This is a genomic window from Paenibacillus forsythiae T98, from assembly GCF_000520735.1.
Classification (GTDB): Bacteria; Bacillota; Bacilli; order Paenibacillales; family Paenibacillaceae; genus Paenibacillus_AQ; species Paenibacillus_AQ forsythiae.
Genome location: NZ_ASSC01000531.1, coordinates 1 through 15,414, shown reverse-complemented (window position 1 = coordinate 15,414; position 15,414 = coordinate 1). Strand labels below are relative to the sequence as shown.

Sequence of the window (15,414 nt, the reverse complement as noted above, 5' to 3'; positions counted from 1 at the left end):
GTGGTTTATCCGCTGCCGGACGGTCCGCTCCTTGGTATCTTCCTCGGCCATCTTCTTCCGGATATCGTCTTTTGAGATTAACCCTTCGACGAACATATATTGCCACTTCTCCCGGCGCTCCGATATCTTAGCGAGTTCCCGTTTCTCCTTATCGATCTCCGTCTTTTTCTTACCCTCATCATCCGTTATTCGCTTGGCTTCCTCTGTGAGTCTGTCCATGTCGACCTGCAACTGCTCGATATACTGGAGGACCAAATGCTCGACATGAATCTGCCGGAAGATCGGAAGGTCACACGACTTGCTGTGATGCCGGTTGGAGCAGATGTAATATTGGGTGCGGACTTCTCCCTTTGTGGTCGTCCGCTTTGTCGATAGGCGACCAAACATTGCCGCCCCGCAACGGCCGCAACGCAGCACGCCGCTAAACCAATAGATACTATTCCGGCTGTAGCCGCCCTTGGCTTTTCTGGCCATAAATGCCTTGATCTCGTCGTATTCCTCCTGGGTAAATATCGCTTCATGGCTCCCTTTGCCGTAAATACATTTCACCCTCTCGTCACGCTTGCTATTTACGTAGGTCCCGGCTGCTGTCTTCGAACCCAGCCGTATGATACCGGCGTAGAACGGATTCTCCAGCGTGTACCCAACGGTTGCATCTGTCCAGTCATGCCCGCGGCGCTGTTTGTTGGACCGATTGAGCTTCATAGCGATTGTCTTATACCCCTTCCCGCTTAAATACATTTTCCTGACCTCACGGATCAGCTCGGCCTCTTCGGGAATTAACTGACCTTGTTGCGTATACCCATACGGCAGTACACCGCCGGGGCGCCGTCCTTCTGCGACCATTTGCTCGACACCAAAGCGTACACGCTCTGAGATCGTCCCACGCTCCCATTCAGCCATTGCACCGACGAGAGTGATGAAGAACCGCCCCATGGCCGTAGTCGTCTCAAAAATCTCTGTGGAGCTCTTAAACTTGACGCCGTGTAGGTCAAATGTCTTGAGCAATGCGTGCAGGTCAGCAACAGAGCGTGTGAGACGGTCCAATTTGTATACCAGGACGACATCGAATTTCCTTTCTTCCATATCGGCCAGCATGCGTTGCATGTCTGGGCGCTTTAAATCCTTGGCTGAATACCCGTCATCCACATAAAAATCGTATATGCTCCAGTCCTGGGACTCAGCAAAGCTGGTCAGGCGGCTACGCTGGCCTTCGATGCTAAATCCTTCCTCTGCCTGCATGTCGGTGGAGACGCGGATGTATATGGCGGCCCTCATCACGCCAATTGGTGTTTTATCTGCTTTTGCTACCATGTGGGTCACCTCATTACTGAGCAAATATTAATTGTATTCCTTGTTGCAATAGACCGTGTTCAAATTCCACGAATGCAGCGGCATCCCTGAACAATCGGCTGGGATCAGTAACGACGACAGTATCAAAATCTCTCCTTTGAATTTGGTTATCTTAAAAATTTATCGCATCATCGACAGCTTCCATTGGCAAAAACAATCTATTCGCCGTCTGTCCGTGCCGGGAGGCAATACGCCCCATATCGATCGTTACATAGCCAGCGTGGCCCCGGGGGATTTTCAGATCACCGGATCGGACAACAGCCCCGTCACGGTACGAATGCGACTGCGAATCGACACTCTTGAAGCAGCCGTCTACCTCAATATGTAGCGGGCTTTCCCAGTCAAACCCTTCACGTTGCTCGATGACGAGCGTGTGCGGCCGGGAGAGGTCTTCGAGGCCGTATATCCCCCGAATGACTGGATCTGAGTTTATCGGTTCTGGTATGCGTTCTTCCATGGCTGCCGCTGTATATGTAAAGCTCTCCATGAATTCAACGCCAGAGATCCGTTCTTTAATCTGAGTTAGTCGCTCCTTGGCCAACTTGGGCGGTACCTGAAAGACCTTTCCGAGAAGACCAGCAGCTTCATCCTCTGATTGCGGAAGCCGAATCGTTTCCAACATGAAAAAAGGGAGAGCAGCATATAGGCTGAAGCGATCAGCATCAGCCTCCTGCAACTGGAGGAATAGCTCAGGCATTCGCCGCTGATCTCCGGCATGCCGTAATACGTGACAGAGTTCATGAAAGAATGACAGGCGTCTTGCATTAAGATCATCGGTAAGGCATATGAAGATCACACGAAGCTCATTATCAGAGAATGTCCGGAGCTCGTTGTAAGCTACATCAACGTCGAAGATTTCAGCGATTCGGTCGATAACAAGATCATCTGGAGTCAAAATGCCGTTTGCGATGTAGTATTCTTCGATGCTCTGCTCCAATAAAGTTTTGAAATATTTGTTCATATCCATGTAACATCCTCCATTTAGCGCACGTATGTTCGGTTTTTGGTGTAAAAGAAAAGCCATTGCTGGCTTATAGTTATTTGTAATTGCTGATTGCTGAATGATCCTTCAGGAAAATATCAATGGAGTCTGATAACTTTGAAAAACTATCTTCTCCTGAGATACCACTTTGTAGGTATGTAATATAAAGACTTATATTGGTTTGGACCATGAATAAATCTGTGTCATTTTTAAGCTTCTCTAGATAATAGGAGACTCCTGTTGACTCGGGTGCCGATATATTTGGGAGATCAGTAACGATTGTCTCAATTCTTTTAGCCACTTCCAACTGATCCGCTGGCTCAGTCGCCTGTAAAATCTCAAGCTTAGATGATTTGAGTTCATTCAGCGATTTCCTCACAGCATCGAGTGCAGCGATCTCATTTTGGGTAGTGGTGAGCTTTTGTCTGACCTCTGGGTCTTCTGCCGTGTCCAGCGACTTCTGATACACTGCTTCGGCGCTCTGCAAGTCACCTGAGTTGTAATGTTGATCTGCTTGCTTAGCCAAGTCTGCCGCCTCATGTGCTTTGGATGGACCACAGCCTGCTAAGACAAAAATCGAAAATAAAACAAGCACTAGCTTTTTCATACTTCCCCCAGCGTTATTTATTCTTCTCGGCTTCTCTTGCAGCTCGTTCCTTCATCTCACGGTACCGTCTTACAGCAGCCTCGGCTTCTTCCAACTCGTCTTCTGTCAAACCTTCAGGACCTCCGTAGAATGAAAGACTTGGTTCCCACTTCGGTTTATCTGTAAGTCCAAGTAGATAGTCGGAGTCAGTGTCAAGAATCTGGCAAATTCGGGCAAGTGTATCAGTATCGATATCACGTTTTCCAGACTCGTAATTTCCATATCCTTGGCGCGAAATTCCAAGCTTCTCAGCCAATTCTTCATGGGTCAACTTATTTTCAATCCTTCGTTCTCTTAAACGATCGAGACGGATCACGTTATCACCTCTTTAGGAGGAGTATAACGCAACTTATTGTTGCTAAAAAGTATACGCAACAAAAAGAAGCATAGAACTATTGACAGAAACAAAACGTTGCGTTATATTGTGTGTATCAACGAAACGAATTGTTGCATAGGGGTGGTGAAATGGCGAGACAATGGTTGATTGATTTACGTAATGCTGATGGTAAAACCCAAGATTCAATTGCAGAAAGTTCTGGTATCAGTCGCCAATATTATGGAATGATCGAAGCTGGTAATCGAAATCCCAGTGTTGATCTCGCAAAAAGAATTGCTTCCGTTCTTAAATTTGACTGGACACTTTTTTTTGCAGATACAAGCAACAAAACGTTTCATAAACCTTCCTTACAGAAGGAGGTGATCTAAATGGAACATCGCCTGACCGACGCTACTGGCGTTCGCGAAACACATGACTGGACCGAAGCGGACAAGCTTCTCAATGAAGGCTGGACGTTGCACAGCATCTGGCCCGATCAAAACAAAACCCGTTATGTATTGCTGAAATTCTAAAGGAGGTTCCGATCATGAAAAAACAAGTGCCAGCGCCCTATAATCCCGGGCTCTCGGATAAAGCTTGGGACAAGCTTCATAAATTCTTGGCAGCCGCAAACGTCAAGTATGCGGAACAGATTCAGCAGGATCGCAAAGCCAAGCAAGAAGATGCTGCTGGGTGAGAAAAACCCGCCGAACTGTACCGCTGTCGGCGGGAAGGGAATGGGCAAGGGGAATTGCTTAAGAAAATCATACATCAGGCCTCTGTCCAAAAGCATCCCATCAAATTGGACAAATGAGGTGATCGTAACTTGGCAATTGGACATTTTCCCCAAGCGTTGAAGGACATGATGAAGCAGAAGGGAGACACTTTAGCAAAAGTCGGGCGAGCCGCTCATGTAGACGGCTCACAGATTGGGAAGATCATTAAAGGCAGTCGGAAGCCATCAAAGCCGGTCATGCATGCGGCTGCTTTACATTACGATGACGGGCAATTGTACATCGCAGCGGCGGCCGAAGTCACCGGTGGGGCATCGGTTCCGTGGCTGAGTGGGGCGGATTTGCATCCCAGCTCCGCCTACATAAAGACGATCGAAGAGATTCGGGAGGCGGAAGAGGCGTTGCTCAAGTTGCCGATTACCAAGCATTCAGAGCAATTGACCGATCGGGAACGAGGGCAAATCAAGGGTGCTTTACTTGAGCAGATCGAAGCGATCACGGCGTTGACTCACAATGTCGCTGTGCAATGCCGGAAATATGGCTTTTCCTACCTTGGATTATGGAGTGAACACCGGTCGGAAATGGCATCAAAACATTACTTGAAATGAGGGTTGAAGGATGGACAGAGCAGAATTGGTAGCCGAAGCAAGAGCGGCAGGGGAGCGGGCCATGCATAACCTGCAGGTGATCCGGCAGAACCCGGAAACCATGCTACCGGGGAAGATTGAGTATGCTGAGGCTTATCTGAACCAAGTGATCCGCGTTGCAGAATCGGAAACAGAAATGAAAAACGACCGCCGGCCAGGGCAGTCGCTGAATTTGAGAACTCGCTTAATAAGTCTCTTGTCGTCCATTTTAACCCTTGATCGTCAAAAGCGCAAGGAGGGGGCGGCGTGAGTACGGCAGAAATCGCTCTTCCTTTCGCCCGGCGGTACATCGAAACCCGGGAAGAATTGAAGCAAAACACCGATGAGCTCCTCAAGGCTGTACGTCAAATTTCGCCGTTGTCGGAAGAGTTTCAAGCACTCTGGCGCAGAAGGGATGAGCTTCACCTTCGGTGCCGGAATGAGATCGCCGGCCTTCCATTTTACCCGGAAGCGGACAGGCAGTTCATTTTCAACTATATCATTCAGGCGCCCGATGAATAGGCGCCTGTGACAGCGGCCTCGGCCCTGTCTTGGAGCATCGGAGCCCTTCGGGGCACTCCTCCTTCCGGTGCTCCAAGATGCGACCGACGCATCAATACATAGGGAAGGGAGGACTACTCTATGAAGCCATCTATCGGGCGAATTGTGCACTATCGCGACACTGAAGGTAAGACGTTCGCTGCAATAATCACATGGGTGTTGGACGACGTTGTGAACTTGGCTGTGTGGAATGAATTTGGCAGACAGTTCAACGCTTTGAACGTTCGTCAAGGAAATGGGGCGGAACAATGGGACTGGCCGCCAAGAGTGTAATGACCGCCTGAAGAGTCTGTTGCGGAACGGACGAAACCTAGCCCTTTCGAGGGCGATGGTCGCGGGAAACCGCAAGGTGGTGGCGGTTCAAATAGGTCAAGGGAGCCGAAAAGGCCGTATTTATTGGTGCAATTACTCCCTCGCCCACCTTGAAAATTACATAGGAAGGAGGCCTCTTATGCAAGTCATTCAGAAATTGACAGTGCTGAGTAACCCTAACCGGTTCTTTGAAGTCGGTACGGAGATTGATGGTCATGAAGTAATCGCAATTAGGCAGGTCGGAAGTGAATCTGAAAGCCATGTTCATTCGGAGTATTTCGTTGAAGACGAGAACGGCGATCTTATCACCAGCATCGAAAATGCCCCGGTAATAGTGGACTGGAAGACGATTGCCGAGCACGACGATCCACCGGAAACGCAAAAATGACCGCGTGCAGGCGGCCATTCTGTTCCTTGACAATTAAATATGCTCTTGCCCTCATCTTAGCAGGTGGGGGCGCATTACACAAGAGGGAGTGATTGGAATCATGGGTATGGCAATATCATTTGATCCCAAGGGTAAACCAGTAGAAGTTGAAATAACTCCGAAAAACCATTATTCACCCGCGGTGCTGACGCTGCGTTCCGAAGGCCAATCAGTTCAGCTTCATTTGTCTGACGATGTCATTGCGGATGTTGCATATGCAGTGAATTCGCACCTGGACAATATCAAATATCCGCAGCCGGTAACTCCGGCAGCCAAGGAGGAGATCGCTTGAAGCGTATCGGTTTGGAGCGCCTGACACTCCGTAATTTTAAAGGGATTAAAGAATTTGTCCTCGCCGCAAACGGTGGGGACGTTGATGTCTACGGTGATAATGCCACGGGCAAGACCACTCTGTTCGATGGGTTCCTGTGGGCCTTGTTCGGCAAGGACAGCGCGAACCGGACAGAGCAAAAATTCGAGATCAAGACGCTGAACAGTTCCGGGAAGGTGCTTCAGCACAAGTTGGAGCATGAAGTGGAGGCAACGCTGCTCGTAGACGGCCGCCGCCGGACTTTCCGTCGGGTGTATGCCGAGAAATGGACGAAGAAGCGCGGCGCGCCGGTTGAGACCTTCGAGGGGCATTCGACCACCTATTATGTCGACGGAGTCCCTTGCAGCATGAGGGAATATCAAGCTGAGGTAGATTCAGTGATCAAGGAAGATTTGTTCCGGCTGCTGACCAGCCCGGCCTACTTTAATGAGATCCTGAGCAAAGACCAGCGGCGCAAGACGCTGCTCGAAGTGTGCGGCGACCTGACGGATGCCGAGGTCATTCACGGTAACAAAGAGCTGGAGCTCCTACCGGATATCCTGGCCGGAAGGGATATGGAGTCTCATAAAAAGGTCATTTCCGCCCGGATTTCTTCCATTAATAGGGAGATAAGTGAGCTCCCGGTCCGGATCAGCGAAGTCCAGCGGCAAATGCCGGACGTTGCCGAACTGGACGAAGACTTGCTGAAGGATGACATCGCGCTGCTCCGGAGCCGAATTGAGGCGCGGGAAGCAGAGGTTTCCCGTATCTTATCCGGCGGTGAGATAGCGGCCAAGGAGAAACGCCTTCGCGAGATCGAGACAGAGCAGTTAGAAATCAAGTCTCGGCTGCAGTCGGCTGTTCTGGACAAGGTGGCCTTGAAACGGGATGAGGTCAACCGAATGCATCAGGAACAGGATCGTTACCGCCGGAATGTCGAGGACAAGCAGCAGCGGATTAAGCAAAACGAGCGTCTGGCCGCCGGGCGTCGTCAGGAGGCGGACCGGCTGCGGGCGGAGTTCGCGGCCCTGAAAGAGCAGATCTTCGAGCACCATCATGAAGAAAACTGCCCGACTTGCGGCCAGGTCCTGCCGGCTGAACAGATTCAAGCCGCTCATGCCAAAGCCGAAGCCGACTTCAATCGCCAGATCTCCGACCGGAAGGAGCGCATCAATGTCGACGGCAAGGCAGCGGTAGCCGAAGCTGAGAGGTTCGAACAGGAGGTTGTCCGGCTGCAAACTGAGATTGATCAACTGAACGACGCCTTGGCCGTGCTTCAAACGGGGATTTCCACCGCCGATGCGGAGTTGGCCGACCTGCGTTCGGGCGTCAAGGACCCGGCGGCTGATCCGGAATATGCCGGCAAGCAAGCGGAGGCGGCCCGGCTGCAGGAGGAAATCAAGCAGCTCCGCGAGTCAAGCCAGTCCGCTGCGGCAACCGTCCGGGATGAGATCGGGCGGCTCCGCCGGGAGGTCGAAGACATGGAGAGTGACCTGGCCAAGTTCGACGGCATCCGGCGGGCAGAGCAGCGGATCTCCGAGCTGGAGCAGCAGGAGAGTGACCTCGCCGCCGAGTACGAGCGGATTCAGCGGGAATTGTTTCTCTGCGAAGAGTTTACCCGCACGAAGGTCAGCATGCTGGACGCTAAGATCAACAGCAAGTTCCGCCTGGCCCGCTTCCGGCTGTTCGAGGAGCAGGTCAATGGTGGCATGAAAGAGGTTTGCGACACTCTCTATCAGGGCGTGCCGTATGATGGCGGGCTCAATAATGCGGCCCGGATCAATGTCGGCCTGGACATCATTCGGACGCTAAGCGCCCATTACGGCTTCTCAGCCCCGATTTTCGTTGACAACGCGGAGGCCGTAACGCAACTGATCGATACGGACGCTCAGGTAATCAGGCTGGTGGTCAGCGCGGCTGACAAGCAGCTTCGGCTGGAGAACCAATCTATTCAGGAGGCGATTTGATTTGACTACACAAAAACAACAAACTTCCCAAAACGGGGAGCAAGCTGTCGCCAAGCAAGAACTATCACAATCCCAACGTTTCATGACCAAAGTCATTTCCGAATTTGGCTCAAGTGTGGGAGAGGTCGCTCTGACGAATTTCCAGAAGCGGCTGGCTCAGAATTACTTTATTGCTTTGGATGCAGTGCTGAAAACTACCGAGGAAAAGCGGCTCAAGAAATCTGAAAAATACCGGGATCAGTTGTCTGTGACCTGGGCGAACGTGAACATGGACAAACTGGCCCGTGATGTTGTTGCTTATGCCCGGATCGGGTTTGACCCAGCGCAGCCGAATCACATCAATCTGATTCCTTTCAAAAATAACAATACCAACAAGTATGATATCGGTTTTGTCGAAGGGTACAGAGGGCTTGAGCTTAAAGCTGTGAAGTATGGCCTGGATGTTCCAAACCATGTAACGGTCGAACTGGTTTACTCGACTGATAGATTTAAACCAATCAAGAAAGACGCCACCCATCAATATGAGGGGTACGAATTTGAAATCACCAATGCTTTTGATCGAGGAAAGATTGTGGGAGGTTTCTACTTCCACTCATACATTGAAAATCCTGAGAAAAACAAACTTGTCATGATGACTGTCAAGGATATTGAAAAACGGAAACCGGATCATGCCAGCCCTGAGTTTTGGGGTGGCGAGAAGGATAAATGGGAAAACGGTAAAAAGGTCGGCAAAGAAACGGTTGAGGGCTGGTACGAGAAAATGTGCTGGAAAACCGTTTACCGTGCTGCTCACAGCGACATCACCATTGACAGTCAGAAGATCGACGATGATTATCTGCGCTTGAAGCAAATGGAGCAAGATTTTGCTGAGGCAGAAGTTAATGAAGAGATTAGAGCTAATGCGAATAAGAACATCATTGATGTTACTCCGAATGCTGAAGGGGCAGATGGCCCGTCTACTCCGGGTGATTTCTCCGGTGACGTTCCTCCGATGGACCCGCCCGCTGGCGGGAACCCGGAGGAAGAAATGCTGTTTTAGCCCATGATCGATATCCAATGTCTCGGCTCCAGCAGCGCCGGCAACGCCTACCGGATTACGGATGGGCAGACCGCGCTCCTGCTGGAAGCCGGTTTTCCGTATAAGGCGATTCAGCGGGCTTTGCAGTTTCACATGTCGGAGATTGCCGGTTGCCTGATTACCCATGAGCACGGCGATCACAGCCGGGCAGCGGCGGACATCATGCGCGCCGGTATTCCGGTGTATACCAGCCGGGGGACGGCGGAGGCCCTTAAGCTTTCCGGGCACCGCCTGCGCCCAGTGACGGCGCTGGAGACATTCACCGTCGGTTCCTGGACGATTCTGCCGTTTGGCGTTGAACACGACGCAGCGGAGCCGTTGGGATTCCTTCTGGCTGACCAGGACGGCGACAAGCTCGTTTTCCTGACTGATTCTTATTACTGAAGATACCGCTTCTCGGGCCTGACTCATATCATGATCGAGTGCAACTATTCCCAGGAGATTGTCAACCGCCGGGTTCTGGCCGGGGAGCTTCATCCGGCACAGAAGAAACGGCTGCTGCGCTCTCATTTCAGCCTGGAGCATGTAAAAGATTTTCTGAAAGCCAATGATACCCGCGGTGTCGAGGAGATTTGGCTGCTGCACTTGTCAGACGGTAACAGCGACGCCGCACTCTTTAAGCGGGAAATACAGGAGTTGACCGGCGCTGTCGTCCGGGTGGCCGAGCGATGAATGGTCCGATGGGTGAGCGTATCTGGACAAGCATGATCGGGGAGAGAATTTGGGCGCTGTGGGATGACGAAGAGGCGTTTAAGCGAGAGGTGCGGGAGTATTTCAAGCGTGGATATCCGGGGTTTTCAGTGGTTCGTGCCAAGTATCCGTACATCTACATTCAGGATGATCGGGGGCGGCAGGCATGAATGATGTTGTGCAACTGGACTTATTTGGTGAAGAGGACCTATCCGCCCCGGCGCCGCCGGTTCTGAATGGCATGTACTACGAGCGGGCGACGGACAAATTTGTTTCCTACGTCCTCGGCCGCCGGCATTTCGAGGCGAGCCCCGGCGATTGCCTGGGCGACAAAGCATGGAAAGAAAAAACGAAAAGGGAGCGTGCCATATGAGCGCTTTGACGGAAGAACAGGCAAAGAAGGAAGCGAACGAAATTTTGGATTTTCTGGTGGACAAACTGGAGAGCGCTTCTGACCAAAGTAAAGAGCATATTGCCCATTTCCTGCAATCCGCATCCTTTGCGCTTGGATCATGCGTTGCTATTGCAGCAATTGATTCCTCTGGGGTCGGCCCCCTTCTGGGCAATACCATCGAAGCACTGACTGATGGTGTTCAGGCCGGATTGCAGGCAAAGGGCATGAACGGCACTTTTATTAAAATCGTCAAGAATTAACCGATATACGGCTGCTGCGGGAGGGGGGAGTAGATGTCCGACACAGCCAGAGAACCATCTCTTTCCGGCCTACTGAACCAGTTTGAAGCGATCGGTGGACCTGAGGAATTTGGCCCGGAAGGTTTGGCTATAGCCGTCGCTTTGTGGCGCAAATCCAGCAAATTGGACTGGATGCAGACCTTTCAGATGACCAATACCGAGCTTCAGGTTCAAACGGGAATTGCCACTCGCAAGACCCTAAATGTTTATCGCTCCAAGCTAGTAGAGGCCGGAATAATCGCATATGAACCTCCTCCCCGGGGGTCTTCAAGAGGGACGTATTCTATCAATTTTCATCTTGTTGGGCCTTCAAAACCTGTAACCTCAGGTAACAGGTCGGAGGAAGTAGGTCAGGAAGTTGTAACCTCAGGGAACCACTTAGGGAACAACTTTTCGGAAGTTGACCATAAAGCTGTTACGTCAGGTTACCACTTTCCCAAAGCTGTAACCTCAGGGAACCACTTTCGGCACACTGTATTAAAAGATCTTTCTTCTTCTGCTGCATCTGCGGCAGAGGAGCCGAAATCATACGAATCGTTTTACGCGGCACACAAGCGAGTGTTCGGTTTTGAATGCAATCCATTCCAAGCAAGCAAGTTGGGAGTTTATATCGATCAGGACGGGATGGAGGAGGCAGTCGTTATTCGGGCTATTGAGCGCGCAGCGATTGCTTCCACCAGATACCGTTTTAACCTGATCACGAAAATACTGGATGACTATTTCAGGGCTGAGGCCAAAACACTTGAAGCGGCCATGGTGATAGATTCACAGTTTGAAGCTACGAGGTCGGTGCCTGCATCCGGGCACGGTCCTCCAAAACGTGGTAATCCTCACGGCTACAGGAACAGGCACGAGCATGGAAACGAGGTGCTCAAAAAGATTTACGAGGAGGGACAGCGTGAAGAAAACAGAGGTAGCACAACTGTTTCTGATCATTCACAACACGTACCCAAATTTTTCGATTGACGAGGCCGGGATTAAAGCCGCGCTGTGGGCGGAGATTCTCGGAGATTACCCTTTTGAGCGAGCAAAGCAAAACCTGCTCCAACATGTCCGCCGCAGTACATTCCAACCGACGCCGGCAGACCTGATGAAGCCTATTCACGACCCGGAGCGTCCGGTAAGCATCCTGGGCGTCACGGATACGGCGCTGCGGTTGCAGGAAATGGACGAATGGTCCCGGAAAGCAACGCCGCCGCCATGGCTCCCTCAAGGGAGTGATCCGGATGAGTGACGAATTCAACAGCAGCCCGATGTACAGCATTCTCGCTGAGCAGGCGGTGCTGGGGGCCGTTCTTTTGGACCCGGGAGTGTTTGATGATGCCGACGAGATGCTGTCTGGCGATGAATTTTATCAGCCAGAGCATCCCAAAATCTTCGAAGCCATGAAGGAACTGCGAGACAGTGACATATCGATCGACCTGGTTACCTTGACGGCGAAGCTTCAAGACCGGGGAGAGCTTGAGGATATTGGCGGGGTCAGTTATCTGGCGAAGATCGCTCGGGCGGTGCCCACGGCGTCCAATCTCAGGTATTACGCCAGCATCGTCAAGAATCGTTCCATTCACCGCGAGGCCATTCGGCAGTTGCAGGATCAACTTCAAGGGGCGAAGCAGTCGGACAATCTGGAGGAGATTATAGCTGGCCTTCAGGAAACAGCAGCCGCCATGGCTGATCAAACGGCAAAGGGGAAGGGTCTACGCAAGCTGGGCGTCTTGGTACGTGATCACTTTGACGTTGTTGAGCGGCGTTATGCGAACCGCGATAGCGGGCTTACCGGCGTCAAGACGGCACTGACTGATTTGGACAAGCTGACCGGCGGGCGCCAGAAAGGGGATCTGATCATCGTTGCAGCCCGGCCTTCCGTGGGAAAGACGGCGCTGGAGATGAACGAAGCGGTCGCCGCATCGAAGTCGGGAACAGTCAATGCAGTTGCGTTTTTCAGCCTTGAAATGAGCGATGTCGCCCTCGTGGATCGGTTCGCCGCCATGATGGGCGGAATTGACGGTATGAAATTCAAAACTGGACGGCTGGATGAGGACGACTGGACCCGATATACGACCGCAGCCTCCGAAATGGACAAACTGCCACTCTATATCGATTCTGATCCTGGCATGACCGTTCAGCAAATTCGTTCCAAAGCACGGTCATTCAAGCGGGAGCACGGGGAGATCGAAATCATCGTTGATTACCTGCAGATGATTTCGGCAGGGCGGAAGTTCCCGAACCGTGACACCGAGGTCGGATACATCACCGCCCAGCTCAAGGAAATGGCCCGGGAGTTGGATTGCCCCGTCATCGCGATCAGTTCGCTTGGCCGCAGCGTCGAACAGCGTCAGGACAAGCGGCCGATGATGTCGGACCTGCGGGAGTCGGGCCAGATTGAGTTTCACGCTGACGAAGTGGATTTTCTGTACAGAGACGATTACTACAACCAAGAGACCGAGAAGAAGAACATCGTCGAAATCATCGTGGCCAAGGGGCGGAACACCGGAACAGGTACGGTGGAGGCTGTGTATATGCGGAATTTCTGCCGGTTCGCGGATTATGAACGTGGCCATAATGAACAGCCTCCGAAGCAGCAGAACGTGAAGGATTTAAACAAGCGCAAATGGGCGCAGTGAGAGGGAGGAAACGAGCATGAAGCAAGGGAAGCGGCCGACGCGCCGGCAGAAGGATGAAATCAAGGCGGCTGGCTTGAATGCAGACAATTGGTTAGTCGAGCGGGATATCAAAGGGAAGACTCCGGAACTGATAATTATTCACCGGGTTTCCGGCAATACGCGGAATGTGCGGCGGTGGGCGTAATGATCGGGCGCCGGAATTACTGGCACGTTTACAATCATATCCGGCGCCGGGTGATGGATACCGGCAAGCAACCTGAGCGGGCTGATTTGCTGGCTGAGTTCTCCGACCTGGAGCCGGCGGAAGTTGACGAGGGCATTGCCGAATATGAAATCACCTTCGGCGAGCGGGAAGGAGGCGGGGGCGATGCGCAAGATGAAGAATAAGCGGAAGCTTCCAGATCCGTTCTTCCAACAGCGAAACTTCTTCACGGTATGGGACGACAGCGGGATGGCTGTAGGAACAGTCTATGTGCTGGACTCGGCTATGATGCCGCCTCGGCAGAGGGGAGGCAAGCAGCATGATCCAGTTCGTGGTTTACGGCGAACCCGTCGCGCAAGGTAGACCGCGGGCAACCACGGTCGGCGGATTCGTCAGGCTGTACGACCCTAAGAAATCTAGGGATTTTAAAGATTATGTTCGCCTAGCCGCTACGGGACATGCGCCAGCTAAGCTGCTGGAGGGGCCATTGGGAATCGCGGTGACTGCCTACCGCTCCACACCGAAGAGCTTCAGCAGGAAAAAGGCAGCGGCAGCGGAGCGAGGCGAAATCCTTCCGGTTTCCAAGCCGGATGCGGACAACTACCTGAAAGGCGTTAAGGATGCGCTGAAGGGAGTGATTTGGAAGGACGACAGCCAGGTGGTGGACGCTTTTGTCCGAAAGCGATACAGCGCCAGGCCGCGCATTGAAATAAAGATCAAGCAACTCCAATAAATCCAAAGGGGATGGGTTCAGGGTGATAAAAGATCATGCAAAGTTTACTGGGGAAATCGCAAAGGGTATTAAAATCGGCGAATCAAGCGTAGAAGTGAAGCTGCTTATCCCGTTGAAGGCTGCACTGCCGCATTTGCTCTTTCTGAGTAGCAACCAAGGCGAGGAAATCAATGTGTTCCTTGGCGATCCGCAAGGAGCTTTTGATTTTGGCGAGGATGAGGATGGCATGTATCAAGCGAGCCCTGGACGTCGCGTTACTACCGACGCTTCAGGTGTCGTTACAAGTATTGGAGAGCGGGAAGGAGACGATCCAAACCAAGCGAACCTGTTCAGTCAGCAGGAAGGTTCAGACAGTGAACAGACTGGTGATGGTGAAGGGGAAGTATCACCAGACAAGATTGAAGGTTCCGAGCAGCAGGAACAGGAGCAAACCGGCGAGGGAGAGCCTGGCGACGCCGGGATGAAGCCGGAATGGCTGGACGGCGAAGGTCAAACCGGCGGGGAGCAGGGCGAGCCTGCCGCAGATGGCCAGGATGGCGAAGGAACCGAAGGCGAAGCTTCCGGAGAATCCGCTTCGGGCGAAGGCGGGGAAGCCGACAACGCCGATCCGGCAGACCATGATAGTCAGGAAGAGGTAAGCAAGGAAGAATTGGATAAATTCATTCTGCAGGAGAGACCAATCTTTCCAGAGATCGAGTATGAGGGCCAGCCGATTCCATTCCCAGACCTGCTTGAAAAACGCTTGAAGGAGAATAAGGTTTGGCGGGAAATTGCGATTGAGAACGGCATGACAAGCGGGCAATTGTCCTCGCGGTACAATGCCTACCGCAAACTGGCGGCCAAGAAAATGCAAGGAGGCGGAGGAGCAGCGTGAGCTGCTTCTTCTCTTACAAAGGAGGGCTCGGAATGTATCTTGATGCATATATGCAGATGCGCTATGAGCAAGCCCGTGGCATGCTGGCCGAAGTGATCCTGGAAAAATCGATTCAGCGGTTTAGAGAGCAACGGCTGCGGAGACTGATCGACCAGGCGCTGGATTGCCGGGATGAAGCGGCGTTTTATCGGTATTCGGCAGAGTTGGCCGGGATTAGAAAGGATTGATTTTTTGTGAAAGGACGTGATGCAGCTTGACCCTTACTGACAATATCCAGTATAAAACA

At 52.1% G+C, this 15,414-nt stretch carries 27 protein-coding genes and 1 pseudogene; 23 read left to right on the top strand and 5 right to left on the bottom strand.

Annotation, left to right across the window (positions count from 1 at the left end; translation table 11 throughout):
- From L692_RS30695 to L692_RS0116420, 5 genes are all read right to left on the bottom strand, one after another.
- Positions 1-1,314: recombinase family protein (locus L692_RS30695; protein ID WP_051503519.1), on the bottom strand; the 1,314-nt coding region annotated here is incomplete at its 3' end.
- 13 nt (positions 1,315-1,327) lie between these two features.
- On the bottom strand, positions 1,328-1,456 hold the full coding sequence (locus L692_RS34055) for a recombinase family protein (protein WP_156940473.1): 129 nt from the start codon (positions 1,454-1,456) through the stop codon (positions 1,328-1,330).
- 9 nt (positions 1,457-1,465) lie between these two features.
- Positions 1,466-2,320 carry an ImmA/IrrE family metallo-endopeptidase gene (locus tag L692_RS30690; protein ID WP_051503518.1) on the bottom strand — a complete coding sequence of 285 codons (855 nt, stop codon included), beginning with the start codon at positions 2,318-2,320 and terminating at the stop codon, positions 1,466-1,468.
- Between the two features lie 70 nt (positions 2,321-2,390).
- Entirely contained in the window at positions 2,391-2,942 is a 552-nt protein-coding gene (locus L692_RS0116425) for a hypothetical protein (protein WP_025701211.1), read from the bottom strand.
- Between the two features lie 13 nt (positions 2,943-2,955).
- Entirely contained in the window at positions 2,956-3,297 is a 342-nt protein-coding gene (locus L692_RS0116420; protein WP_025701210.1) for a helix-turn-helix domain-containing protein, read from the bottom strand.
- A gap of 149 nt (positions 3,298-3,446) precedes the next feature.
- Here L692_RS0116420 and L692_RS0116415 point away from each other — a divergent pair, with 149 nt between their 5' ends.
- From L692_RS0116415 to L692_RS0116305, 23 genes and pseudogenes are all read left to right on the top strand, one after another.
- Positions 3,447-3,686 (top strand): helix-turn-helix transcriptional regulator, encoded by a 240-nt coding sequence (locus tag L692_RS0116415; protein WP_025701209.1) that lies wholly within the window; start codon positions 3,447-3,449, stop codon positions 3,684-3,686.
- Positions 3,687-3,830: a hypothetical protein gene (locus L692_RS31915; RefSeq protein ID WP_156940471.1), complete on the top strand. Its 144-nt coding sequence runs from the start codon at positions 3,687-3,689 to the stop codon at positions 3,828-3,830.
- Positions 3,831-3,844: 14 nt separating this feature from the next.
- Positions 3,845-3,994 (top strand): hypothetical protein, encoded by a 150-nt coding sequence (locus L692_RS31910; RefSeq protein WP_156940470.1) that lies wholly within the window; start codon positions 3,845-3,847, stop codon positions 3,992-3,994.
- Positions 3,995-4,123: 129 nt separating this feature from the next.
- Positions 4,124-4,639, top strand: a complete 516-nt coding sequence (locus tag L692_RS0116400) for a helix-turn-helix domain-containing protein (protein ID WP_025701208.1) — start codon at positions 4,124-4,126, stop codon at positions 4,637-4,639.
- Between the two features lie 10 nt (positions 4,640-4,649).
- A complete protein-coding gene (locus L692_RS0116395; protein ID WP_025701207.1) occupies positions 4,650-4,928 on the top strand; it encodes a hypothetical protein in 279 nt (92 codons plus the stop codon).
- A complete protein-coding gene (locus tag L692_RS0116390) occupies positions 4,925-5,179 on the top strand; it encodes a hypothetical protein (RefSeq protein WP_025701206.1) in 255 nt (84 codons plus the stop codon). The genes L692_RS0116395 and L692_RS0116390 overlap by 4 nt, the downstream gene beginning before the upstream one ends.
- A gap of 120 nt (positions 5,180-5,299) precedes the next feature.
- Positions 5,300-5,491 (top strand): hypothetical protein, encoded by a 192-nt coding sequence (locus L692_RS0116385; protein ID WP_025701205.1) that lies wholly within the window; start codon positions 5,300-5,302, stop codon positions 5,489-5,491.
- A 178-nt stretch (positions 5,492-5,669) separates the two neighbouring features.
- On the top strand, positions 5,670-5,918 hold the full coding sequence (locus L692_RS0116380; protein WP_025701204.1) for a hypothetical protein: 249 nt from the start codon (positions 5,670-5,672) through the stop codon (positions 5,916-5,918).
- Between the two features lie 100 nt (positions 5,919-6,018).
- Positions 6,019-6,249 (top strand): hypothetical protein, encoded by a 231-nt coding sequence (locus L692_RS0116375; protein ID WP_025701203.1) that lies wholly within the window; start codon positions 6,019-6,021, stop codon positions 6,247-6,249.
- Positions 6,246-8,234: a hypothetical protein gene (locus L692_RS0116370; RefSeq protein WP_025701202.1), complete on the top strand. Its 1,989-nt coding sequence runs from the start codon at positions 6,246-6,248 to the stop codon at positions 8,232-8,234. The genes L692_RS0116375 and L692_RS0116370 overlap by 4 nt, the downstream gene beginning before the upstream one ends.
- A gap of 1 nt (position 8,235) precedes the next feature.
- Positions 8,236-9,273, top strand: a complete 1,038-nt coding sequence (locus tag L692_RS0116365; protein ID WP_025701201.1) for a recombinational DNA repair protein (RecE pathway) — start codon at positions 8,236-8,238, stop codon at positions 9,271-9,273.
- 3 nt (positions 9,274-9,276) lie between these two features.
- A pseudogene (locus L692_RS29115) lies at positions 9,277-9,984 on the top strand (MBL fold metallo-hydrolase).
- On the top strand, positions 9,981-10,172 hold the full coding sequence (locus tag L692_RS0116355) for a hypothetical protein (protein WP_025701200.1): 192 nt from the start codon (positions 9,981-9,983) through the stop codon (positions 10,170-10,172). Before L692_RS29115 ends, L692_RS0116355 begins: the two are co-directional and overlap by 4 nt.
- Positions 10,169-10,375 (top strand): hypothetical protein, encoded by a 207-nt coding sequence (locus L692_RS0116350; RefSeq protein WP_025701199.1) that lies wholly within the window; start codon positions 10,169-10,171, stop codon positions 10,373-10,375. The genes L692_RS0116355 and L692_RS0116350 overlap by 4 nt, the downstream gene beginning before the upstream one ends.
- Positions 10,372-10,656 carry a hypothetical protein gene (locus tag L692_RS0116345; RefSeq protein ID WP_025701198.1) on the top strand — a complete coding sequence of 95 codons (285 nt, stop codon included), beginning with the start codon at positions 10,372-10,374 and terminating at the stop codon, positions 10,654-10,656. The genes L692_RS0116350 and L692_RS0116345 overlap by 4 nt, the downstream gene beginning before the upstream one ends.
- A 33-nt stretch (positions 10,657-10,689) precedes the next feature.
- Complete coding sequence (locus L692_RS0116340) at positions 10,690-11,661, top strand: DnaD domain-containing protein (RefSeq protein WP_025701197.1); 972 nt, start codon at positions 10,690-10,692, stop codon at positions 11,659-11,661.
- Complete coding sequence (locus L692_RS0116335) at positions 11,594-11,929, top strand: replicative helicase loader/inhibitor (RefSeq protein ID WP_025701196.1); 336 nt, start codon at positions 11,594-11,596, stop codon at positions 11,927-11,929. The genes L692_RS0116340 and L692_RS0116335 overlap by 68 nt, the downstream gene beginning before the upstream one ends.
- Positions 11,922-13,319: a replicative DNA helicase gene (gene dnaB / locus L692_RS0116330; RefSeq protein ID WP_025701195.1), complete on the top strand. Its 1,398-nt coding sequence runs from the start codon at positions 11,922-11,924 to the stop codon at positions 13,317-13,319. Before L692_RS0116335 ends, dnaB begins: the two co-directional genes overlap by 8 nt.
- A 16-nt stretch (positions 13,320-13,335) precedes the next feature.
- A complete protein-coding gene (locus L692_RS32875; RefSeq protein ID WP_198027773.1) occupies positions 13,336-13,503 on the top strand; it encodes a DUF6906 family protein in 168 nt (55 codons plus the stop codon).
- Positions 13,503-13,706: a hypothetical protein gene (locus tag L692_RS0116320; protein ID WP_025701194.1), complete on the top strand. Its 204-nt coding sequence runs from the start codon at positions 13,503-13,505 to the stop codon at positions 13,704-13,706. The genes L692_RS32875 and L692_RS0116320 overlap by 1 nt, the downstream gene beginning before the upstream one ends.
- A 134-nt stretch (positions 13,707-13,840) precedes the next feature.
- Entirely contained in the window at positions 13,841-14,254 is a 414-nt protein-coding gene (locus tag L692_RS0116315) for a RusA family crossover junction endodeoxyribonuclease (protein ID WP_025701193.1), read from the top strand.
- A gap of 22 nt (positions 14,255-14,276) precedes the next feature.
- Positions 14,277-15,128, top strand: a complete 852-nt coding sequence (locus L692_RS30685; RefSeq protein WP_025701192.1) for a hypothetical protein — start codon at positions 14,277-14,279, stop codon at positions 15,126-15,128.
- 32 nt (positions 15,129-15,160) lie between these two features.
- Positions 15,161-15,355, top strand: coding sequence for an IDEAL domain-containing protein (locus L692_RS0116305; RefSeq protein WP_156940469.1), 195 nt, complete (start codon positions 15,161-15,163; stop codon positions 15,353-15,355).
- Positions 15,356-15,414: the final 59 nt, after the last annotated feature.